This is a genomic window from Deinococcus sp., assembly GCF_025362455.1.
In the GTDB taxonomy this organism is placed as follows: domain Bacteria; phylum Deinococcota; class Deinococci; order Deinococcales; family Deinococcaceae; genus Deinococcus.
The window spans coordinates 1-23191 of record NZ_JANYGJ010000267.1; the positions used below are offsets into that span (position 1 = coordinate 1).

At 66.5% G+C, this 23191-nt stretch carries 13 protein-coding genes and 1 tRNA gene; 7 read left to right on the forward strand and 7 right to left on the reverse strand.

Going from position 1 to position 23191, the window contains the following annotated elements:
• The 5 genes from Q0R23_RS18180 to Q0R23_RS18200 form a co-directional block, all read right to left on the reverse strand.
• Nucleotides 1-1322: hypothetical protein (locus Q0R23_RS18180; RefSeq protein WP_293915373.1), on the reverse strand; the 1322-nt coding region annotated here is incomplete at its 3' end.
• Nucleotides 1319-4627, reverse strand: coding sequence for a hypothetical protein (locus tag Q0R23_RS18185; RefSeq protein WP_293915375.1), 3309 nt, complete (start codon nt 4625-4627; stop codon nt 1319-1321). The genes Q0R23_RS18180 and Q0R23_RS18185, both read right to left, overlap by 4 nt.
• 2 nt (nt 4628-4629) lie before the next feature.
• Complete coding sequence (locus Q0R23_RS18190; RefSeq protein WP_293915377.1) at nt 4630-7389, reverse strand: DUF11 domain-containing protein; 2760 nt, start codon at nt 7387-7389, stop codon at nt 4630-4632.
• Nucleotides 7390-7674: 285 nt separating this feature from the next.
• On the reverse strand, nt 7675-9819 hold the full coding sequence (locus tag Q0R23_RS18195; RefSeq protein ID WP_293915379.1) for a hypothetical protein: 2145 nt from the start codon (nt 9817-9819) through the stop codon (nt 7675-7677).
• Nucleotides 9820-9937: 118 nt separating this feature from the next.
• A complete protein-coding gene (locus Q0R23_RS18200; RefSeq protein ID WP_293915381.1) occupies nt 9938-10447 on the reverse strand; it encodes a hypothetical protein in 510 nt (169 codons plus the stop codon).
• Nucleotides 10448-10975: 528 nt separating this feature from the next.
• Between Q0R23_RS18200 and Q0R23_RS18205 the strand changes: the two genes are divergently transcribed.
• The 3 genes from Q0R23_RS18205 (at nt 10976) to Q0R23_RS18215 (ending at nt 16604) form a co-directional block, all read left to right on the forward strand.
• Nucleotides 10976-12199: a VWA domain-containing protein gene (locus Q0R23_RS18205; protein WP_293915383.1), complete on the forward strand. Its 1224-nt coding sequence runs from the start codon at nt 10976-10978 to the stop codon at nt 12197-12199.
• A gap of 98 nt (nt 12200-12297) precedes the next feature.
• Nucleotides 12298-12435 (forward strand): hypothetical protein, encoded by a 138-nt coding sequence (locus Q0R23_RS18210; RefSeq protein ID WP_293915385.1) that lies wholly within the window; start codon nt 12298-12300, stop codon nt 12433-12435.
• A 104-nt stretch (nt 12436-12539) separates the two neighbouring features.
• Nucleotides 12540-16604, forward strand: a complete 4065-nt coding sequence (locus Q0R23_RS18215; RefSeq protein ID WP_293915387.1) for a DUF4011 domain-containing protein — start codon at nt 12540-12542, stop codon at nt 16602-16604.
• Nucleotides 16605-16709: 105 nt separating this feature from the next.
• Here the strand turns inward: Q0R23_RS18215 and Q0R23_RS18220 are convergent.
• Nucleotides 16710-16784, reverse strand: a tRNA-Asn gene (locus Q0R23_RS18220).
• A gap of 190 nt (nt 16785-16974) precedes the next feature.
• Here Q0R23_RS18220 and Q0R23_RS18225 point away from each other — a divergent pair.
• The 3 genes from Q0R23_RS18225 to Q0R23_RS18235 are packed head-to-tail and all read left to right on the forward strand — an operon-like array spanning nt 16975 to nt 19135.
• Nucleotides 16975-17535: a UbiX family flavin prenyltransferase gene (locus Q0R23_RS18225; RefSeq protein WP_293915389.1), complete on the forward strand. Its 561-nt coding sequence runs from the start codon at nt 16975-16977 to the stop codon at nt 17533-17535.
• The gene (gene ispD, locus Q0R23_RS18230) at nt 17532-18242 is read left to right on the forward strand and encodes a 2-C-methyl-D-erythritol 4-phosphate cytidylyltransferase (RefSeq protein ID WP_293915391.1); all 711 of its coding nucleotides are present in this window, start codon (nt 17532-17534) and stop codon (nt 18240-18242) included. Before Q0R23_RS18225 ends, ispD begins: the two co-directional genes overlap by 4 nt.
• A gap of 26 nt (nt 18243-18268) precedes the next feature.
• A complete protein-coding gene (locus Q0R23_RS18235; protein WP_293915393.1) occupies nt 18269-19135 on the forward strand; it encodes a 4-(cytidine 5'-diphospho)-2-C-methyl-D-erythritol kinase in 867 nt (288 codons plus the stop codon).
• An 897-nt stretch (nt 19136-20032) separates the two neighbouring features.
• On the opposite strand, the gene Q0R23_RS18240 is transcribed toward Q0R23_RS18235, so the two are convergent.
• Nucleotides 20033-20668, reverse strand: a complete 636-nt coding sequence (locus Q0R23_RS18240; RefSeq protein ID WP_293915395.1) for an NUDIX hydrolase — start codon at nt 20666-20668, stop codon at nt 20033-20035.
• A gap of 117 nt (nt 20669-20785) precedes the next feature.
• Between Q0R23_RS18240 and Q0R23_RS18245 the strand changes: the two genes are divergently transcribed.
• Nucleotides 20786-22801 (forward strand): N-acetylmuramoyl-L-alanine amidase, encoded by a 2016-nt coding sequence (locus Q0R23_RS18245; protein ID WP_293915397.1) that lies wholly within the window; start codon nt 20786-20788, stop codon nt 22799-22801.
• The last annotated feature ends 390 nt before the right edge of the window (nt 22802-23191 follow it).

Consider the following 23191-nt stretch of genomic DNA (forward strand, 5'->3'; position numbering starts at 1 on the left):
TTGTTGATGCTCAGGTCGGCGGCCAGTGGCGCCGTAACCGTATCGGAGTCGCTGGCCGTGTTGTCGCTCAGGTCGCTGTCGGTGTTCTCGGCGGGCGCCGCGACGGTGGCGGTGTTGGTCACCGTGCTGGCCAAAGCCGCCGTCGCCGAGAGCGTGCCGTTGATGGTGTAGGTGGCCGTGCCGCCCACGGCCAGGGTGGATTTGGCGCTGATGCTGTTGCCGGTGCCCGTGGCGTCCGTGCAGGTCGAACCCACCGAGGCCACGCAGGCCCAGGTGACGTTGTTGATGCTGGCGGGCAGCGTGTCGGCCATCGTCGCGCCGGTCACGGTGGACTGACCGTTGTTCGTCACGGTGACGGTATAGGTCACGGGGCCACCCTGCGCCAGAGTGCTCACGCCGTCCGTCTTGGTGATCGCCAGGTTGGTGGGCGCGGTGATAACCAGGTTACGAAGCTCGTGGTAGTTGGTTGCGCCGCCCGTCGAGGCACCGAAGCCAAGTTTATATGTAGCAGGCGGCGTCGTGGCGAGTTGAAAATTATTGATAACGTTGGTAGGTGCCGCACCAAAGCCATTGGTGACCGAAACGGAAGCCTTTCTGTCTGGCTGGATGATCAACCGAACATGTCTAAAATCAACACCCGTCTGGCTGGGTCGCGCTGTGCCACCGTTTCTGGATAGATTGAAACCCGCTGGCTGGGCACTCAGATAAGGATAGTCGGTCGTGCTCGCTCCGTCACCTGGGCCACGGATAACGACATAGCTAGGATGTTGTACGTCGCCAGCAAATCCACCGACGCGGCCTTCATACGCGTTGGAATAATTTCCAAACTCGTCCAATCCGATGCCTACGTACCCTTTGGACACGCCGGGAATAGCCGATCCGGTGCCAGAAAAGGCCGCACTTTTTTGCGCGTAGCCAAGCGAACCACCGAAAGCACCGATACGGGAAGTGGCCGTTCCGTCGAAAAGGAAAAAGCTGATACCGTCGGCACCGCTACCGCCCCAGGTGGCGTAATCGAACTCTACCACTACGCCCTGAGCCGATGAAAAGGTCGGGTTGTAAAAGGCGTAGCCGGTCTGGTTGCCAGTGTTGTTGGTCAGGCGTAACCAGCCGTCAGTAGCCGGGTCAACGCCGCCTGCCGTCAGAATCGCCGGGTTCGGCGTCCCGCCCAGGGTAAAATTCGCCGAAGAATTGGTCTTGAAGGTTTCGTTGATCGGAAAGGCGGCGGCGCTCGCCAGAGAGCCCAGAGTCAGGCTCAGGGTCAGGGCCGTGCGGATACTGCGCCGCAGGATTGAGTTGATGCGTACAGGTTGCGATTTCACTTCCGTCCTCCCAGGGTCTCGTCTACCGTCAGGTCAAGCCGCAGATACAGGCCCCGTTTGGTGTACAGGTTGCCGATGCCTTCAAACCCCGCCAGGTTGTAGCCAGCGGTCAGCCAGGTGCCCGGCAGCGCACGCACCGAGCCCTCCACGCCGAAGCCGAGGACGGGGCTGCCGGTGGCAGGCTGCACCAGGGCGCGGCCCTGAGCGCCGATACCGAAGCGGTCTCCGATGTAGTAGATACCGCTCAGTGAGGGCTGCAAGGTCAGGCTCTGCGCGTCGCTGAGCAGCTCACGGGCGTCCAGGCCGCCGCGAATGGCGTACTGGGTGCGGTGGTACTCGGCGTGAACGCCAGCCGTGAGTTCGGGGGCGGCTCCGGCCAGGCTGCCGCTGGCGTAGCGGGCGTAGCCCAGGCTGTTGAGGTCGCCGCTGCGGTAGGCGTAGCCGACGGCGGCCCGCAGGCCCTGGGTACGGCCCACCTCGGCGGTGCCATCAGCGCTGAGCGTCAGGCCCGGCGTGAGGCTGCCGGTCAGGCCCGCCCGGAACACGGCCCCGAAGGAGGCGTCACGCAGGCTCAGGTCGCTGCCGACGCTGCCCGACAGGTTGTTGCCCTGGTAGCGCAGATCGGCGCCGCCGGAGTAGTCGCTCTTGCCGTCGCTCAGACCGTAGACGGCGGCGCCGCGCAGGCCCGCGCTGAAGTTCTGGCCCAGCGGCAGGCTGGTGTCGGCGCCGAAGCGGGCGCGGTTGCCGCCGCCGCTGGCGTCGGGCAGCTCGTAAGTCACGGCGTAGTTGACGTTGCCCAGCTTGGTATCGGTGCTCAGCGAGGCGACGTGGCCCTTGCCCCAGGTGTAGCTGTCGCGCAGGCCCAGCGTCACGTTCTTGGCGACGTTGAACTTGGCGGTGACGTCGGTGGTGGTGTCGAGGTTGCCACTCAGCGGCTGGACGTGGGTGATGTCCACGTCGACGGGCTGCTGGTGATAGCCCACGCTGGCGACGGCGCCCAGGCCGAAGGTGTCGCCGAAGGCGTACCGAGCGCCGCCGCCGACGCTGAAGGGTTTGAAGTTGTAGTCCACGCGGGCGGTGGTGCTGCCGCCCTGGGTCGCTACCACTGTTTCGGTGGCCGCGCTGCGGTGGTACTCGCCGTCCAGGCTGGCGCTCAGGCGCTCGCCGAGTTTGGCTCTGTAACCGGCGCTGAGGCTCAGTCCGGCGCTGGCGGGGGCCAGCCCGACGTAATCGGTGTCCTGGTAGCGGGCGCGGGCGGTCAGGGCGCTGCTCGCCGAGACGCGGTAATCCACCTCGGCGCTGAGCTGCACGCCGCCGGAGTAGGCGGCCAGCAGTCCGGCCCGCAGGTTGGTGTCGGTGTAGCTCGCCCGCGCCCCGACGGTGCTCACGCCGTCCACGCTGGCGACGGCGGCGCCCACGGCGTAGCGCTCGCTCTGCTGCCAGAGCTGCACGCCGTAGGCCAGCTTGCGTTCATTCAGCGGGTTGCTCAGGCGGTAAGTCGCGTCCACGCGCACGTCGTCGAGGTCGGCGTTGAGCGGCTCCAGCGCCTGGTTAAAGGTCACCACGCCGCTGTCGGTGTCTAAGGTGTAGTCGCTCAGGCGGGTCAGGGCGACGCGGCCCAGTTCCTTGCCGGTGCTCTTTTCGAGCGTCACCACGGTCAGGCTTTCGCTGCCGGGTGAGACGCCGCGCTGCAATTTGAGCAGTCGGCCTTCGGGGCTCAGGCGGGCGGTGATTTTGTCGCCCGGCACGGCGGCCAGAAAGGCAGACAGGCGCGGCCCGGCGTTTTTGGTCGAGACCTGAAGCGCCGTGAAGTTGCCGCCCACCGGCAGCACGTCGCCGGGCAGGCCGCCCTGCTTGTACGAGGCGCGGAAGGTGGGGTGGTCGTAGATGAAGGCCACCGGGTCGATGCCCTGGAGCGGCGTGCTCTCGGCGGAGTTGTCACCGTAGATCGGAGTGCGCTGGTAGACGTTTTCGCCCGTCGGCAACCCGCCTTTGTCGGCGGCCAGGTAGAGCTTGCCGCCCGCCAGCGGGGTTTCGAGCGAGGCGCGGGCCTGGTAGCTGAAATTGCTGACGTCGACCCTGAAGTCGGGCAGGCCGAAGGTGGCGCTGACCATCCCCACCGCCAGGCGGTTGCCACCGGGCTTGACTTCAAAGCGGCTGATCTGCTCGCGGTTGCCCACCAGCGTAGAGATGCTCAGGCTGACCGGGGCGCTCTGGGGGCGCAGGACCAGCAACCCCTCGCCGTCGTTGAGGTTGAGCTGATAGCCGGATTCGTCGGGCGCCGCGTCGGGCAGGGCGGGTTCGAGGTTGGTGCGCACGGTCAGGCGCGGCAGCGAGCTGAGCACGCCGTAAGCGTCGTAGGCCCGCACCCGCAGCTTGATCAGGCTGTTACCGTCGGCGACCAGCGCCAGCGGGGTGATCTCGATGCGGCTGGTCACTCCGGCCAGCGACACCGTGACGCTCTCATTGCCCAGCTTGATGACGTTGGGACCGGGCTTCAGCGGCGTGCCGATGTACTCCAGGCGCTGAACACCCCGCGCCGGGTCCTCGGTGCGGCTGCCGATCTGCTCGGCCTTCAGCGGCGTGCCGTTGATGGTGGGCGCGAGAAGTTGGTCCAGCGGGCCTTCGACGACCACGGTGATGCGGTCGCGCTGGCGGTAGACGGTCCCGGCCAGCGGCAACTTCACGGCGCCCACGTTCTCGGTCAGGGTGGAGGCCGCCTTGAACGGCTGAGCGGCGCTCAGGTCGGCGGCGTCGATGGTGCCGCGCAGCACCTCGCCGCGCTCGGCGCCGTAGCGGGCCAGCAGGGCGGGCGGGGCCAGCTCACCGATGACGCCGCTATACGAGACGCTGTAGCTCAAGGTTCCGCTCTGCTGAGCCGGAATCAGCCAGTACAGCCGTCCCTGGGCGCCCACGAGCGGGTCGGCGATGGCCTTGCCGCCGAGCTGGGCGCTGCCCGCCTGATAGCTCGCGCCGGTCGGCAGGTCGTGGGCGACAATCAGTTCGCGGGCCTCGACGGGCGCCTCGAAAGGCAGGCTGACGGTGCTGGTGCGCTGAAACTGGGGGGCTCTGGAATTCCCGGCGAGCTGGGGGTCGGGGCTTCGAGGGTCCGAGGTGGGCACGTCCAGATTCAGCAGGTCGGGATTGCGAATCTCAGGAGTCTGGGTGGTGGGAGTCTGGGTGGTGGGAGTCTGGCTGTCAGTCTGGGCCGGGGCGACCTGGGCCTGGATGGTTTCCTGGCTCAGCCGGGCCTGGGCGGTGCCGAGCAGCAAAAACGCGGAGAGAAGGACGGAGGTGCTTTTCATGGTCAGTACCTCCAGCGCAGTTCGGGTTCAGTCACGGCAGCGCGGCGCTCGCCTGCCCAGTCGAAGCGGTAAGTCAGGGTGGTGTCTCCGGCGCTCAAGGTAGTGCTCAGGCTATTGCGGCCTTCTTTCAGCACGGCGCCTACGGGCAGCGGATCAGTCAGTTCAAAGCCCGGCAGCGCCGAGGCGGCCTTCAGGCGAATGCTGACGGTGTAGCTCTGGTTGCTCACGGTGACGGTCTTGCTCAGGCTCAGCGGCCCGGCGACCAGGTTCACGCTGCGCAGCGCCTCGATGTTGCCGGTCAATGGGGCCAGCGGGAAGTCCACGGCGCTGAGGTCGATCAGGTTCAGGCTGCGGGTGCCGCTCAGGGCGCCGTCCATCGGCAGGCTCAAAGCGGGACTCGGCACGCTGGCGGGGTCGAGGCGCAGCGCCACCGCGCCCTGGGGCACGTCCTTGAAGCGGTAGCGTCCGGCGGCGTCGGTCAGCACCTCGCGGCCCCCGGCCAGCAGGATGCGGGCACGCTCGATCGGCTGGTCGATGCCCTGCTGGAAGCGTCCGTCGCGGTTGCGGTCGATGTACACCATGCCCACGATCTCGCTGAGCGGCGCGAAGGTCAGCAGCCGCAGCTTGACGGTGGCCTTGGCGACGTTGCTGGCGATGGCCGTGGCCTGCTGCCCGGCTACGGCCCTGCCGGAGACGACCACGGTGTTGGGCAGCTCGGCGCTGGTTCGGGTGGTGACGCGCAGGGCGTAGGTCAGCACCACGTTGCTGGCGGGCGGCAGGGTAGCGATGGTCCAGCTCAGCTTGCCGCCCGTGATGGTCGGATCGGCGATGGGCACTCCGGCCAGCGTGGAGGTGCCGGGGATGTACTCCAGGCCGGGCGCCGGGCTGTCGGTAATCACGCCGTCAAGCAGCGGCGCCTTGGGCGAGAGGTTGCGCACCGTCAGGGTGTAGGTCAGGCGGTCCCCGTAGGTCGCCTCCGGATTGCTGACGGCCTTGTCGATCACCAGTTTGGAGGTCCAGACCGGGCTGGAGGTCTCGTTGCTGGGCACGCCGTCGGGCAGTTCGCTGCTGGAGACGGTGAAGATGTTGGTCACGTCGGTGCCGTCGGCGGTGCCCGGCTTGACGCTGGCCTTGAAGCTCAGGGTGCGGCTCTCACCGGGCGCCAGGCTCGCCAGCTTCCAGACCACCGCGCCGTTCTCGAAAGTTGCGCCGTCCGAGCCGCTGGTAAAGCTCAGGGCGGCGCTGAGCGGGTCACGGATGACCACGTTGGTCAGGGGCACGCTGTAGGTGTTGCGCACCGTCAGGCTGTAGCTCAGCTCGGTGTTGGCCGCCACCAGGCCCACCGGCGTCACGGCCTTGACGGCGCCGGGCAGTCCGGCTTCGACCAGGGTGACTTTATCGAGGGTGGTGTTCTGGCTGCCGCGCGCGCCGCTGATGAGCAGTTTGAGGGTCAGGCTGCCGGTCTGGCTGGGCGTGACGCAGACCAGAACGTCGCGGCTGGCGCCCTCTTCGAGCGTCAGCGGTTGAGTCAGCGGCTGGCCCTCAGCGGTCTGGTAAGTCACGTCGCCTGGGTTTGCTGCGCCGTTACCTAACACAGTGCTGCTGAGGGTGAAGCTGTCGGCCACGTCGCCGGTATTTTTGATGGTCTGGGTAAAGCAGATTTTGCGGCCCACCAGCGCAAACGGCCTGGTCTGGCTGTCGGCGTCGCTGCCTTCGGGGGCTTCGGGTACGCCCACCGGGCCGAGCGCCACGTTGGGCGAGAAGCGGGAGGTCAGGGTGGCGGTGGTGCTGACGCTCTGGCCGGGCGTGCTGGCCACGGCGGTGTTGCTGATCGTCTGGTTCTCGCTGCCCAGCGTGGTGACCATTTTAAAAGTCAGGCTCAGGTTCTGGCCAGGCTTCAGTAAGGGAGCGCGGACCCGCAGGCCCTGGGCGCCCGCCGCGTCGCCCGGCTGCCAGGAGCTGCCGCTGCCGGATTCCAGCACGCCGCCGCTGGCCGCCGCGCTGCCCGGCACGTAGTTCAGGCCCTGGGCGCTCAGCGCCGCCAGTTCGTCGGTCAGGATGACCTCGCGGGACTCGCCCCGGCCCGCGTTGGTGGCCAGCAGGTTGACGGTAGTGGAGCCGCCCGGCTTGACGAAGCTGGGGCTGAAGGTCTTGCTGACGCTCAGGACCGGGGGCGCGCCGAGGTTGAGCAGCGCGATGTTGTTGCTGTCACCCGGCTGGCCGTTGCCGCACCCGGCGATCAGGTTGATGTAGGCGCCGCCGCTCTGGCCCTGGCTGGTCTGGGCCTTGACCAGCAGTTTGGCCACGCCGTCGGGCGCCAGTTTGACGCTGGTAATCGGCGTGAGTTCGTTGGCGTCCAGCTTGCCGTCGCCGTTGGCATCCAGGTAGAGCGTCAGGGTCGGGGTGAAGCTGGAGACGCCGGGCACTTGCAGGCTCAGCGGAGTAGCGTCGCCGGTATTGCCGCTGTTGGTGACCTGGTAGGCGAACAGGGCACTCTCGCCCGCCAGGATGGTCTGCTGCTGGCCGGGGGCCTGAATGGTGCCGCCCGGCGTGACGCTGACGCTACAGACCGGCGAAACCGTCGTGCTGACGATGTTGGACAGGCCGCTGACCGGCGTGTTGTCGTCGCCCAGGGTGCCGGAGGCCGCCGCCTGGTTGGTGATAACGGTGCCTGCCGGGCTGCCTGCGGCCTGAGCCAGCGCCGAGAGGGTCAGCACGACCAGAGCGGATAGAGAGCGGGCCGGACGGATCAGGTGTTTCACACCGTCTCCGGTTGAGGGTCACACGCACAGCAGGGTACAGAGAGTTCGTTCATGGGGGGCCGCCTTGGTGAAGGGTCTGGCGAAGTGAGGAAGCCAGAGCTGGAGTCGAAAAAGACCGTGTAAAAGCTGCCGGGGCAGCGAGCTGGAGCAAAGGGATAATTCTGGTGTTGCGAACACATAAAAACTGCACAAAACGACGCTGCGCAAGACGACACTGCACAAGACGACACTGTGACTGTCTGAAACGGTGCGCCCCAAGCGAGCGAGGCGCACCGGACAGCAGACTTACTTGACCTTGGTACCGATGTTGAGCTGGACGCTGGCGTTCGCCGGGATCACGTCGCCCGCCGAAGGACCGGCGCCCGGCGTCACGCCGTCGGTCTCGATGTAGACCCAGATGCCGGGGATGGTGGCCGGGGCCACGACCGCCGCCGGAGCCGCCAGGGTCCAGTTCGCACCGTTGTCGATGCTGTAGTAGACCGCCGCACCCGCCGCGAAGCCGGTCAGGTTGACACTGGCCGTCTGGTAGTCGCTGAAGGTGTAGACGTTGGTGGTGCCCGCCGCGTTGGAGTCCTTGAGGATGAAGCTCTTGACCGGGCCGTTGTAGGTGTTCTTGGCCACGATGGCGTAGTTGACCGTCGCGCCCGGCAGCGCACTCTTGGCCACCTTGCCCGCCGCGTCGATGGTGGGGGCCGCGTTCACGCCCACGTACTTGTCGACGGTGATGGCCCCGATAGCACCCACGTTGATGATGTCGTTGATGTCGCTGGCGGTGGCGCCGCTGAAGTTGCCGGTGGCGGTCTGACTCAGCACCGGAGCGGGGTTGGTGCCCGCCGCGCCCGTGGTGATGGCGGCGTTATTCGGCACATCGACCACTGCGATCAGGTCGAGGGTGGCGCCCGGCGCGATGCCGGGGGTAACGCCCCCAGGCACCAGCACGCCCGCCGTGGTGTAGTACTTGACCGGCACGTTGACGGTGGTGCCGTCGAGCAGCTTGATCGGCACGGTGCCCGCCAGGGTAAAGGGCTCGGTGTAGGTGCCGTTGTTCTTGACGCTCATGGGGAACACGGCGCTGGCGTCATTGGCAGTGCCGGTGGTGGTGTTGAAGGTGCCGTTGGGGATAACCGTCTGGGCCGGGGCCTGGGTGGCGTCGGGATTGCCCGCCGCCGTGTCGCCGAACAGTATCTTGGGCGGGTGGATGGTGAAGGTGCCGGTGGCCAGCGGCGTGGCCGAAGGCACGTTGCCGGAGAACACGCCCACCGGAATCACGATGTCGGCAGCCGGGGTGGCGGGGACCAGGTCGGAATCGGGGTAGGTGACCACGAGCTGGAACTCGACGGTGCCGGTGGGGGCCACCGGGCCGCCAGGCAGGGTGTAGAGGCCGCCTGCGTCCGGCGTCAGCACGTTTCCGGCGATGTCGCGGACCACGACGGTCGCGCCCGTGGGCAGGTTGGTCAGGTCAGGCTTGATCTTGACGGTATCGGCGATGGTGCCGTTGTTCTTGACGTTGCCCACGAAGGTCACGACATCGGGCGTGGCGTTGGTGTCGGACTTGGGGTAGGCGTCCTGGTTCCCGGTGGTGGCGTTGACCACCGTGACGGTGCCGGGGTTGGGAGTGCCGGTGGTGGGCGGCAGGTAGGTGTTGCCAGCCGGAGCGCCGGTAGGCGGAGTGGTGGGACCGGGCACGGGGGCAGCAGGTGCCGCGCCGCCAGGGATGACGGTGGGCGCAATCAGCACCAGCGCCGGAGTGGCGACGGTGGCGCGGGTGTACTGGAGGTCGGTGGCGGCTTCCTGCACGGCGGGGTTGGTGCTGGTCGCGCTGTCGAACACCGGGCCGGTGCCACGGGGCGAGGCGATGTACTTGTCGCCCGCCACTGCGCCAGCGGGGACGGTGAGGCGCTGGATGACCTGGACCTTGCCCTCGTCGGCAGGGGTGGCAGGATCGTCCACCGGCACGCTCACCGGGCCGGTAATCAGGGTGTCGCCCGCGCTAAAGGTGCCGCTGTTGTCGACGTCGAGGTAGTAAGCCACCACCGGGGCACTGGTGCTGCCGCTGGTATCGGCGGCGAGGGTCACCTGCTGGCCCGCGACGTTGCCGTTGTTGAGGATGGTGTAAGGGGTATCGATGACGGCGCCGGGCAGCACATCGATCTTGTCGTAAGCAGGGGTCAGCGCAGCGGCAGTAGAGGTCGGGGTGGTGCCGTCAGCAGGCGTGTTGTTCAGGTACACGACATCGAAGCCCGCCTTGGGCAGCACGGTGGTGGTCACGGTGTTGGAAGGCGTGTTCAGGGTGGCGGCAGGATTCGCCGGATCGGTGTAACTGGCGTTGGCCGTGTTGGTGATGGACGTGCCGGAGGGAGTGCCCGCCGCAGCGGCGGAACCGGCGGCCAGGGCCACCATCAGGGTGAGGACTTGCTTGCTTACTTTCATGTTGATCTCCTTGAACAGAAGGGCTGTGGACGAATTGGGGGAAGGGTATTGGGTGGCCGGTTGGGTGATTGGCTGCGTTGACTTGCAAACGTTTACACCGGATTCAGATGGGCAGAGCTCAGTTGACCCTGACCCGGAAACCGAGCTTGAGGCTGCTGCCCGCCGCGAGCTGCGGCACGGTCCAGCGGACGTTGGTGTATTCGGCGGGCGCGACCTCGACTTCTTTTTGAACCGACTTGCCGTTTTCGGTGACGGTCACGGTGCGGTATAGCGGCGCGGCGCCGTAGGTCTTACCCTTGTCGAAGCTGAAGACGGCTTTGGCCGCGCCGCTGCCCAGCGCGGCCAGGTAGCGGGTTCCGGCGGGCACCGGCAGGTTCACGGCGACGTTGCCCATCGGCTTGCCGAGGGTGTTGGTGGCGGTGACGGCCTGCTCCAGCACCGCGCCGGGGACGACTCCGGTAGGCTGGAGCAGCAGCGTTTCGGTGCTTTTGCCGCCCTGGGTAGTGGTTTGCACCAGCGCCTGAGTCAGCACCAGTTTCAGCGGTGAGGCTGCCGGGGCCGGAGCCATCTGAGCCGCAGCCGTACCGGTCAGCAAGACCAGGAGTGCAGTGCGCGAGTAACGGGTCATACCAGCTCCTTGGGGCCTTCATTCTCGGAAGGAAGGGAATGAACATCACAGTTTGGGGAGGGAAGGCTTCTGTTGGCACGTCGCCACGAGTCGCAGACAGGACTTGGACGACTGCGTGAAGCTTAAAAGTCTGAGCCTTACCCGTCACTTACAAGCGCACATGAATCACGTGAGAAATTCGGCTACCAATTTGACGAGGCCGTGTCGACCACCGTTCTGGACGCACCGAACGCTGCTGACACCCCCTGGTCAGCTCGTGCCTGGAACGGTCACAATGATCGCAAATGGTGCCCAGTCGGTTATTCAATCTCTCACTTTACTCACAGCGGGAATGCAACCTCATCGCCGTTTGGACCGCCCGTCAGTACCCCTTACCGTTACAAACGTCGCCCACGCCTTGCGCCATGCTGAACACAGTTTTTCCGGGTGCAAGGCTCAAGCGAGTTGTTCGGCCCCTGCACGGCATTCACACCCTCCGCTGCCAGCGCCGACCCCGACCTGTCAGTGCGGATTTTCTGGAGGCACAGCATGACTATTCATCCGCGCATCACGCGCTACAGCAAATTTGAAGGCGAACTCGACGAACTCGAAAGTGGCGACCTGATGCAGATGATTCAGGAGGCGCTGCTGGGCCAGGGCTTAAATGACCGCTACGACCCCGATCCCAATGCCCGGCCCAGCATGGACGATCTGTTCGACGCCATCCTGAACGCGCTGGCCGAGAAGGGCATGATCCCTGAAGACATGCTGGCCGAGGCCATGCAGGGCGAGGGCGAGATTCAGGAGTCGCGGCTGGGTCAGCAGATTCAGCGCCTGATGGACAAGTTGCAGCAAGACGGCTTTATCCGCAAGGAATTCGACGAGGACGGCGAGGGCGGTGGCGCAGGCCAGAGCGGCGAGAGTAAATTCCAGCTCACCGACAAAAGCATCGACTTCCTGGGCTACAAGTCGCTGCGTGATCTGATGGGCGGGCTGGGCCGCAGCAGCGTGGGCGCCCACGACACCCGCGAGCACGCCTCCGGCATCGACATGATGGGTGAACTCAAGAATTACGAGTTCGGCGACACGCTCAATCTGGACACCACCGCCACGCTGGGCAACGTGATCTCCAAGGGCCTGGAGAATATGGAGGAAAGCGACCTGGTGGTGCGCCAGAGCGAGTACAGCTCGTCGGCGGCCACGGTGGTGCTGCTCGACTGCTCGCACTCGATGATCTTATATGGCGAGGACCGCTTTACCCCGGCCAAGCAGGTCGCCCTGGCGCTGGCCCACCTGATCCGCACCCAGTACCCCGGCGACAGCGTGAAATTCGTGCTGTTTCACGACTCGGCGGAGGAGGTGCCGCTCGCCAAACTGGCTCAGGCGCAGATCGGGCCGTACCACACCAACACGGCGGGCGGGCTGCGGCTGGCCCAGCAGCTCCTGAAGCGCGAGAACAAGGACATGAAGCAGATCGTGATGATTACCGACGGCAAGCCCAGCGCCCTGACGCTGCCCGACGGACGCATCTACAAAAACGCCTACGGCCTCGATCCCTACGTGCTGGGCGCTACGCTGCGCGAGGTGGCCAACTGCCGCCGCAGCGGTATTCAGGTCAACACCTTCATGCTGGCCCGCGACCCCGACCTGGTGGGCTTCGTGCGCCGGGTCAGCGAAATGACGCGGGGCAAGGCGTACTTCACCACGCCCGCCAATATCGGCCAGTACGTGCTGATGGATTTTGTCAGCAACAAGACCAAAGTGGTCAACTGAGCGCCGGAACTGAGTAGTACGGTGGGCGGCCTTCCGAATCTGGGGAGGCCGCCCTGTTCGCCTGAACTATTGGACAAACTCAGGTCGTCAACTTCTTGATGCAACGTCTCGCAATGGAAAAGGTCGGCATCAAGGCAATTGGCATCCGGGCATACAGTGCCGTACATATCACCGCAGTGGCTGATCTCGGCGCCGATTTAAGAGGTCTTCATCTTCAAGGTTTGAGCCAGCAGTGAACGACGGCTCATGTACTGTAGGGAACATCAATGGCCTCTTCTCAGTCGGCAGGTCACCACTTCAACGTTCTGGCCCAGGGTGACGCTCGTGCCAGACGATGTGCATGCCTGCCCTGGAGAACGACTTGACCGCCCAGCCCACTCTCATTCAGCGCCAATTGCTGGCGGCCCGCGAAAAATTGATCTCGACGGACGCCCGCAACCCGCTCATTCACTTTCGCCGCCCGGCCAAGAGCCTGGTACTGACCGAGCCGCCGCTGACGGTGCTGGCTGGGCGCTTGCTGACCGAGCATGACCTGACCTTCCGCCCGGAGCCGCCGCCACTTGGGCTGGAGAAAGATCCGGCGCCGCCGCGCCCACTGGGAGATTGGGAAGTCCAGACCGAGCTGCTGGCCGAGAAGATGGGCAAGACGTTGACCGGCATCTACCGGGAGAACAACACCATGCTGGGCGATCAGGGAACTCAGGTGTTGTACACAGCCCTGGGCTTTCTGGAGTGGTACGAAGACACCAGCAGCAAGGCGCTCCGGTCTGCACCGCTGATCCTGGTGCCGGTGGGACTACTCAGGGGTAACGTCAGTTCGGGCTACACCCTGCGCTATACCGGCGACGACGTGATGGGCAACGAGCCGCTGGCCCTGCGACTGCGCCAGGACTTCGGAGTTGAGCTGCCCAGGCTCGACCCTGAAACGTTGGATGTGGCGGCGTATCTTCATGCGGTGGCCGGAGTGGTGGCGACCCAGCCCGGCTGGAAGGTTCAGCAGAACGCCGTCCACTTGGGTTTTTTCTCGTTCAGCCGCTATCTGATGGCTCGCGACCTCGACGCCGATGCCTGGCCCGCCGGGCAGGGACCGGAACACAACGAAGTGATTCAGGCGCTGCTAGGCGAGGAGGGGTTTGCCAGGTCCACTGGCAAAGACGGGTATGACCCGCCCCCCGACGAAGGCCCGATTGACACCTTTCTGCCGCCCTCCAAGACCGTGCATGTCGTCGACGCCGACAGCTCGCAGGCGCTGTCCATCTACGCGGCGTCCAGGGGTCAGCATCTGCTGATTCAGGGACCGCCGGGCACCGGCAAGTCGCAGACCATTACCAATATTATCGCCGACGCTGTGGCGCAGGGGCGCACGGTGCTGTTCGTGGCCGAGAAGATGGCGGCCCTGGAGGTTGTGGGGCGCCGACTGTCTCAGGTCGAGCTGGGCACGGCGGTTCTGGAGTTGCATGGACACCAGACCACCCGCAAGGCGTTCGTGGGTCAATTGAAAGTTAGTCAGGCCGCGCTTCAGGTTAGTGCGGGCGCCGGACCCAAAGTGGATACACAGGCGCGGGTAGATACACAGGCGCTGGACGGCACTGCCGCGCAGCTCAACGCCTACGTGGACGCCCTGCACCTTCCGCTCCAGGCTTACGGCGTGACTCCCTTCGAGGCGCTGGGACAGTGGGCCAGGCTGGGCGAGCTTCAGGCTCCAGCTCTGAGCTTGCCAGAGGCTGCCAGTTGGGATAGGGCGGCGCTCGAACGGCGGGAGGCCGTAGCCCAGTTGATGCAAGCTTGGGTCAAGCAGCGCGGCTCGCCGGACCAGCATCCCTTCTGGGGCATGAGCGCCCGCTCCCTGACCCCGATGGACCTGGGCCGGGTTCGGAGCGCCCTGAGCACCGGCCTGGAGGCGCTGAGCCAGGCAGGGCAGCTCAGCGGCGCACTCGGCACGGCGCTGGGCCGTGACCTGGGCAGCAGTGTCAGTCAGCTTGGGGACGCGGCTGACGCGACCCTGCACCTCGCCAAAGCACCCGACCTGAGCCACATCGATCTAACCGCTCCCGCCTGGACCGAGCAGCGCGAGGCACTCATTCGGGGTCTCGACCAGGCCAGCCAACTCACCACTCTGCGTTCCCACCATGAAGCGAGCATCCTCCCCGAAGCCTGGACCACGCCAGTCGGTGCCTGGAAGCGTGATCTGGGCAGCTTATCCGGCAAGTGGTGGCGGGGCCTGTCTGGTCCGTACCGAGCGGCCCGCCAGGGTGCGGTGGGGCTACTGCGTGAACGGGGCCGCCCGGATGACACGGCCCTGCTGGCCCTACTCAGTGACCTGGAGACGGCCAGTGACGTGCAGCAGCGCTTAGGCAGTCTGACTCCGGTACTGACCTCGGTGTTCGGTGAGCGCTGGCAGGGCCGCATCACCGCCACCGAGAGCCTGCGCGAGGTGGTCGCGTGGGTCGGCGAGTTGCGTGACCGGGCCAGCGCCCAGAACTGGCCGCGCTGGGCCACCGAGGACGCTCAAACACTCATTGCAGCGGCGCAGTCGGCACAAGTGCAGGCCCGCGACCTGCGCGAACAGTTAGGCCGGGCCGAGTCACATCTGGCCCAGGCGAGCACGCTGCTGGGGTTCAAAGACTCGTCACCGGGTCTGTCCATCAGCGCGACTGAGGCCCGCTGGCGCAGCCGCCGCGACCTGATTGACCGGGCTCAGGAGATGGCGACCTTCAACAGCTACGCCACGGAAGCCCAGAGCCTGGGAATCGGCGCCCTGCTCGCCCTGACCTTTACCTGGGACCAGGCGGGCCAGCATCTCACCGACGCGCTCCGTCAGGTCTGGCTCGATACGGTCATCCGGACGGCCCGACAGGAGCGCCCAGTGCTGGCTAACTTCGATGCTGCCCGGCACGAACAACTCATTGAACGGTTTAGGCAACTCGACCAAGGCCGCTTGCGCGAGAACCGCTCGTTGACCGCCAATGCTCATAAAAAGCGGGTCAATCCGTCCTTGCATCCTCAGCAATGGCGCATCCTCACCCATCAGTTCAACCTCAAGCAGCGCTTCAAGGCCATCCGCGCCCTGATGACCGAGGCCGGGTCCGCCATTCAGCAGCTCACGCCGGTCTTCATGATGAGCCCGCTGTCCGTCGCCTCGTACCTGCCACGTGGAGAACTCAAATTCGACCTGGTGATCTTTGACGAAGCCTCGCAGATTCGGCCTGAAGATGGGCTGGGCGCCATTGCACGCGGGCAACAGGTCATTGTGGTGGGTGACGAGCAGCAGCTTCCGCCGTCAGACTTCTTCGCCAGTCAGGACGGTGGGCTTAACGTTGGTGGGCAGGGTATGGTCGCCGACCTGGAGAGCCTGCTGGGCAGCTTTCAGGCGGCCAGTGCCCCGCAAACGATGCTGCGCTGGCACTACCGCAGCCGCCACGAGTCGCTGATCGCCGTGTCCAATCAGGAGTTTTACGACAACGGCCTGGTCCTGTTCCCCAGCCCTGACGCGGGCCGAACTCGACTGGGACTGATCTCGCATTACCTTCCTGACGCCGTGTACGATGCCGGTGCCAGCCGGACCAACCGCACCGAAGCGCGGGCGGTGGCCGTGAGTGTTATGCACCACGCCCGCACCACGCCGGGCGAGTCATTGGGGGTGGCTGCCTTCTCGGCGGCGCAGGCCGACGCCATTCTGGACGAACTCGAACTCTTGCGCCGCCAAGACTCGGCCACCGAAGCCTTCTTCGAGACCGGACGCCACGAACCATTCTTCGTCAAGAATCTGGAAAATGTGCAGGGCGACGAGCGCGACGTGATCTTCATCAGTGTCGGCTACGGCAAGCAAGCCAGCGGCAAACTCAGCATGAATTTCGGCCCCCTCAACAAGGCGGGCGGCGAGCGGCGCATGAACGTGCTGATTACCCGTGCCAAGCGGCGCTGCGAGGTGTTCACCAACCTGCGAGCCGATGACCTCGACCTGACACGCGCCAACTCCCAGGGCGTGCGGGTGCTCAAGACCTTCTTGCAGTACGCCGCCACAGGCCGCCTGGACGTGACCACCGAGAACCCTGATGCCGAAGCGGATTCGCCTTTCGAGGAAGCGGTGGAGCGGGCACTGCGGGCCAGGGGTCACCACATCCGCCGTCAAATCGGCTCCGGCGGCTTCCGGATCGACCTGGCCGTGGTCGACCCTGATGCGCCGGGCCGCTACCTGCTCGGCATCGAGTGTGACGGCGCCACGTACCACCGGTTACGCTCGGCCCGTGACCGTGACCGCCTACGTCAGGCGGTGCTCGAAAACCTGGGCTGGCGGATTCACCGCATCTGGAGCACCGACTGGTTCACCAACCCTGGGCGCTGCATTCAGGATCTGGAACAGGCGATTGGGGCCGTAAGAAACCCGTCGTCGCCATCAGTCTGACGATTGTTACGCGACTCGACTGGGATACAGACTGGAATGCGAGAACAATCACTTCCGGCATTCCGCCACAACAAAAAACCCCGCACCAGGCGAGGTCTTCTTGGTTGGCTCGGGAGGTAGGGGTCGAACCTACGACCATTCGATTAACAGTCGAACGCTCTGCCACTGAGCTACTCCCGAACACACTAAAGCGGGCAGCGAGCCTCAACTTCAGCGAGAGGAAGGATAGCAGCACGCGGCACAAGGTGCAAGCCCCACCAGGGGGCGGTCAGTGGCCTACGCCAGATCGCTCAGGCCCAAATACGTGAGCCCGAACGCGTGAGCCCGCAGGCCGGGACGCTTGCCCGCCGCGCTCTGCTAGCCTAGAATCATGAGACTGGTGGTCGGCGTTTCCGGTGGCAGCGGCATTCCCTACGCGCACGGCATTTTACAGGCCCTTGCCAGCCTGGACGTGGAGACGCATCTGGTGGTCTCCAGCGGCGCCAAACGGGTCATGAGCATGGAGGGCGGGCCGCAACTCGCCGACCTGAGTGCCCTGGCCCACACCGTCCACGATGACCGTGAGCTGGGGGCCGCCGTCGCCAGCGGCTCGTACCGCACGGCGGGCATGCTGGTCGCGCCGTGCAGCGCGGGCACGCTGGCCAAAATCGCGCACGGTTTCGCCGACACGCTGCTGTCTCGCGCCGCGCACGTGACCCTCAAGGAGCGGCGCCCGCTGGTACTGGTCACCCGCGAAGACCCGATGCCGCGCCCGATGCTGACCAACATGCTCGCCGCCCATGACGCCGGAGCGACCCTGATGAGCGCCAGTCCCGGCTTTTACCACGCGCCGAACAGTGTGCAGGAACTGCTGCATTTCGTGACCGTGCGGGTGCTCGACCAGTTCGGGCTCGACGTGCCCGGTTTCGTGCGCTGGGGCGAGCAGGGGTGAGCCTGCCAGGAACAAACCTGCCCAGTACGGTGGCCGCCCTGATTCCCGCCGCCGGGTCGGGCAGCCGTCTGGGGCAGGGGCCGAAGGCGTACGTGGAGGTCGGCGCTCTCAGCCTGCTGGGGCGCAGCGTGGCCGCCCTAGCGCCCTACGTCGGCGAGGTGATCGTGGCCCTGCCAGCCGGGATGGAGCTGCCGCCCGGTTTGAATGCCCGCTGCATCGTCGGTGGCCCGACCCGCCAGGCGTCCGTTCACGCGCTGCTGGAGGCCACCGATGCCCGGTTCGTGCTGATTCACGACGCGGCGCGGCCCTTTTTGCCGCCGGAGGTCATCCGGGCCGTGCTGGACGCGGCGCAGCAATATGGCGCCGCCACCGCCGCGCTGCCGGTGGCCGACACGCTGGTCGCTCAGCAGCCGGACGCTCAAAAGCCGGATGCCCAGCAGCCAGACGCACCGCTGTGGGGCGCTCTCACGCCGCGAGAGGGCCTCTGGGCCGTGCAGACGCCGCAGGGCTTTGACCGGGAACTGCTGCTGCGCGCTCACCGTCAGGCTGTTCAAGACGGTATTCAGGCCACCGACGACGCCGGGTTGGTGGCGCGGCTGGGCCTGAGTGTGGCCCTGGTGCCCGGCGACGCCCGGCTCTTCAAGGTCACCACGCCCGGCGACCTGGCCCTGGCCCGCGCCCTGGCACCCGTCTGGGACAGCCGGTGACTGGACAGCCGGTGACTGGACAGCCGGTGAGCGAATCCCTGGTGGGCGGAGTGCTGCGCGTCTTCGCCCCGGCCAAGGTCAACCTGGGTCTCTCGGTGCTGGGCAGGCGCCCGGACGGCTACCACGACCTCAGCACGCTGATGGCGGCGCTGTCGGTGGGCGACGAGCTGGAGCTTACAGCCGCCGCCGAGTTGAGTCTGGACGTACTGAATCTGAACGGGCTGGGCGCCGAGTTGCCCACCGACCGCCGCAACCTGGTCTACCGCGCCGCCGAACTTTACCTGAAGGCGGCTGGGCAACCGGGCGGCGCCCGGATCACGCTGCACAAGCACCTGCCGCTGACCAGTGGCCTGGGCGGCGGCAGCAGCGACGCGGCGAGCACGCTAAAAGCACTTTCTAAACTGTACCCGGCACCCGTGAACCTGCCTGAGCTGGCCCGCAGCCTCGGCGCCGATGTGCCGTTCTTCTTGCCGGGCGGCGCGGCGCTGGCGGAGGGCACCGGCGAGCGGCTGAGCGCCGTGGACGTGCCGCCCACCTGGCTGGTGCTGCTCAATCCGGGCGTCGCCATCAGCGCGGCGCACGCCTACCGCTGGCTGGCCGAAGAGGGCCGCTATACCCCGCCGCTGGACCTGAGCGCCGTGCTGGGTGCGCTGCGTTCGGGCGGGCCGGTGCCGTACTTCAACGCCCTGCAACCCGGCGCCCTGAGTCGCCACCCGGAAGTGGGCACTGCCCTGGTTGCCCTGACTGACGCCGGGCTCCACAGCCCCCTGATGAGCGGTTCGGGCAGCACCGCCTTTGCCCTGGCGCACGGTGAGGCGCAGGCACGCTCGGCCCAGGCGGAGGTTCAGGCCCGCTTTCCGACGTGGTGGACGGCGGCGGCGCGGATGGGGTAGGCGGGGACGTCGCTGCGTTGGACGGGCTGGTGGCGGTTGGGTCGCGTTGTTTTGGCTTCAGCACTGTGCAAATGCGTCGGCTCCCCCACCCCCCAGCGGGCAGGCGTCCTCAAGGGGAGGAGTGGCGTGCCCAGGCGCGTTCTTGGGCAGAACGGACGCCCCTGGGGACGCCTGCCCGCTCCGTTCACGACGACAGTCCGTTCTGGCCAAGCGGTCAGGCCCCATACGGGTGCCGCTCTGAGCAAGAAGAAGCCCCCGCCCCGGTGGGGCGCAACTGGCCACAGGTTCGGGGGTCAAGCAGGCGTGCCCAGCGGTCAAGCGTCGTCATCGGCGCTACTCTGACCAAGACGGCGCGTCCGTTCTGCTTGAGAGGCCCCTCACCTCTTATGCCGAATCAACGTGTCAATAGAACCTTGGATGGGGTCAGTCGCTGCGCTAGGCATGGTACATCCCGTTCGGTCCACACGCTCAATTCTTCGATGCGTTCTCCACATCGTGTCGCTCACGTAGGGTGCCCGTGCTCCGCATCTGCCCATAACTGATCTCGCTGGAATATTCTGATCGACTTCAAAAGAAAACAGCGTCTGAGTGGGCATTGTTGACCCCTCTACCCTTGGGCTCAGTGATGCACGTATCTCTCTCATCAACTGAGCGACACCGATGAACACAGCGTTTTTGGCTCCTCTCCCCCTGCGGGAGAGGGGTAGCGCAAACGCTCTCCCAGCGCGGTTCAAGGAAAAAGACATCTGGCGAAAGTCGGCGTAAAAACGAAGATGAGAGACTTGCGTGCATCCACCCAGCTACCTGTGGGAGAGTCGCAAACCTGCTTGCAGAGGGGAAGTGAGCGCCGCTCATGCCCTCACCCCTTCCCACAAGCCACAAGCCTCCTCCTCCCAATCAAACCAGCCCCCGGCGCTCCAGCTCGGCATGGGCGTGAAAGAGGGTCAGGCTGCTGGGGCCGTCGAGGATGTCTCCGGCATGCAGGCGGCGGTAGACCTCCGGCAGCGGCAGGACCAGGCACTCGATCAGCTCGCTGTCTTCGTTTTCGCTCTCGCCGAGCACCACACCCAGCGCCAGCAGCGGATAAAACACCACGCCGCTGATCGAGGGCTGTGGATAGAAGCCGGGCAGGGCCACCCACTCACGCGCCACGCCGCCGACTTCCTCGCGCAGTTCGCGGGCCGCTGCCGCCAGCAGGTCTTCGCCCGGCTCCAAGCCGCCTGCCACGATCTCGGTGATGGTGGCCCGCAGCGGGTAGCGGTACTGGCGAATCAGCACCGCCTCGCTTGCAGCGGTGATCGGCAACACGAACACGGCGCGGGGGCCGCGTGGGCGGTAGACGTAATCGAGTTCCTGGCCGCCGTGAGCCCGCACCCTGTCGCGCAGGAGCTGACGCGGCGGGGCCGCCAGCTCGGCGCTGCTCAGGGTCTGCCAGGGCTGGGCCTCGTCGGGAACGAGCTGCGCCCAGTTGGAAGGCGGTGTGCCGGGAGAAGGTGTATCGGCGCTGGAAACATCAGGCTGGTCCTCACTCATGCCACAGGGTAAACCGGGCGGGTCTTCACAGCTTACCAGTACGTCCCCAACATGTACGTCCCCAACATGAGCGCTGGCTGAGTGCTTCTCACGGCCTGTCTCTTACAGTGGAAGTCAATGCGCTCCGCTTCCAACGCACGCTACAAGACCACGCTCTGCGCCGGGTTGCTGCTAGGCACCCTGATAGGCCCTGGCGCCGCCGCACAGGTCCGCGATCCGTTCGCCCGCACGGCGCCTGCCCAGACCCTGCCGGTAGTCCAGACGCTGCCGGTAGTCCAGACGCTGCCAGTGTTGCAGGCGTTGCCCGGCACGGCCCAGACTGCCGGGGCGCAGACTGCCGGGGCGCAAACTTCGGGGGCGCAGTCCTCAGAGGGGCTGGGCGCACTATCCGGAGACACGGCGGCCCCGGCCTCGCTGCTGCCCGGCCTGAGCGCCCCCCGCGTGTCCAGCGAGGGCGCCCAGACACGGGTGGTCTACGATCTGCCCCAGGGCGCCACATACAGCCTGATTCCCGGTCGCGGCGGCCTGAAGCTGGAATTCGCGGGCGTGCGGGCCACCCCCAGCGTGAGTGCGCAGCTCGGCGCGTCGGTGGGCGAGTACCGGGTGGGCACCGGCCCAGGCGGCGTGACGCTCAGCCTGGGCACGGCCTTTGCGCTGGGCGCCACCACCGGCTGGCGGGCCAGCGAGACCACCATCGCTTCGGGCACGCGGGTTTTGATTCTGGACTTTGGCCCGGCGGTGATCGGCGGCGCGACCTCCAGTATCCGGGGCACGGTGCAGCTCGGTGGGGCTCAGGCCAGCGTTACTCAGAACGCCGATGTGGGCAGCGCTGGCGGGCCGCAGACCGAGTTCGGCACGGACAGCGCCAGCGGCTCCAGTCCGGGTAGCCTGGGTCCGGGCGGCCCCAACCTGGGCGGCACTGGCCTGGGCAACACCAACCTGGGCAACACCGAGAGCGGGTCCGGCGCCGCGCCGCTGATCCAGGGACGGCCTGTGCCGCCTGGTCAACTGGCGCCGGGCGATTCGGTCAACGCGACCGGCGCCCTGCCCGCCCCCGCCGTCAGCCTGCCCAGCCAGACCGGCAGCGAGTTCAATATTCTCAGCGGCAAAACGGGCGGCGCCGCCCAGCCGGGTGCCAGCCTGGCCGCCCCCCGCATCGGCAAGAGCCCCGGCCTGACGCGGGTGGTGCTCGACCTGCCGCCGGGCGCCAGCTTTCAGATCACGCCCGGCGCCCTGGGGCTGGCCATCGAGATTCAGGGGGTCGGCGCCAGCGCCGCCAGCAGCCCAGCCGTCAGCACCGAGCTGCGCGGCTGGCGCTACAGTGCTACAGGCAGCCGCACCAGCGTCTTTTTGCTCTCGGCCTCTCCGCTGACGCGCCGTAGCGGCTGGCGGGGCGTGCTGCTGCCCCCACCCGGCGGCAGTGACCGCTCGCGCCTGGCCATCGATCTGTCTCCGGCCTTCGCCGACACCACGGCGCTGGCCCCGGTCGAGCGCGTGATGGCCGCCGTGCCCCCGGTCAAAAGCGGCGCCCTGACCTTCACCGGCAGCCCCGCCCTGGTGGCGCCCACCGTCGTCATCGATCCGGGGCACGGCGGACGCGATCCCGGCGCGGTGGGCATCGTCACCGAAAAGGCCGTGGTGCTCGACGTGGCGCTGCGGGTCAGGCAGTACCTCCAGTCGGCGGGCGTCAACGTGGTGATGAGCCGCGACGCCGACCGCGAACTCTACGCCGACAAAGCCACCGACCTCGACGCCCGCGCCGCACTGGGCTACAACGGCGCCAAGCTGTTTATCAGCATTCACGCCAACAGCATGGAGCCGGTCAACGTGCTGCGCGGCTACGGCGTGGAAACCTGGTGGAACCGCAACAACCCCGCCAGCTCGGCCTTCGCGGGGATGCTCCAGGCCAACGTGATTCAGACGAGCGGGGCCTTCAATCAGGGCGTCAAAGGACCGCGCTCCCTGGCCGTTTTGCGCGGCTCCCACGTGCCCGCCGCCCTGGTCGAAATCGGCTTCGTGGGCCACCCCATCGACGGCACCAACCTGCAAGACAACAACTACCTGGAACGTGTCGCCCTGGGCATCGCACGCGGCATCACCCAGGCGCTGATGACGGGCGTGGGGCAGAAGTAGGCGGGGAGGCTTGTGGGTTGTGGGGAGTGGGTTGTGGGAAGTGAGAAAGGATTGAGGGCATGAGCGGCGCTCACGGGGAACCCTCTGCAAGCAGGTCTACGACTCACCCCGCTGCTGCGCAGCGCCCCTCTCCCAAGGGTAGAGGGGTCAAGGACGAGCACCCAGTCGCTGTTTTCGCTGAAGTAGACCACTACCTTCCAGCGAGGTCAGTGATGGGCAGTTGCGGAGCACGGGCACCCTACGTGAGCTACGCGATGTGGAGAACGCCGGGAGATAAAGTGCGTTTGGGACGAACGGGATGTACCATGCACAGCGCAGCGTAAGCTCCCTCCAAGGTTCTATTGACACGTTGCCTAATCAAGAGAGGTGAGGGGCGGGCAGGCGTCCTCA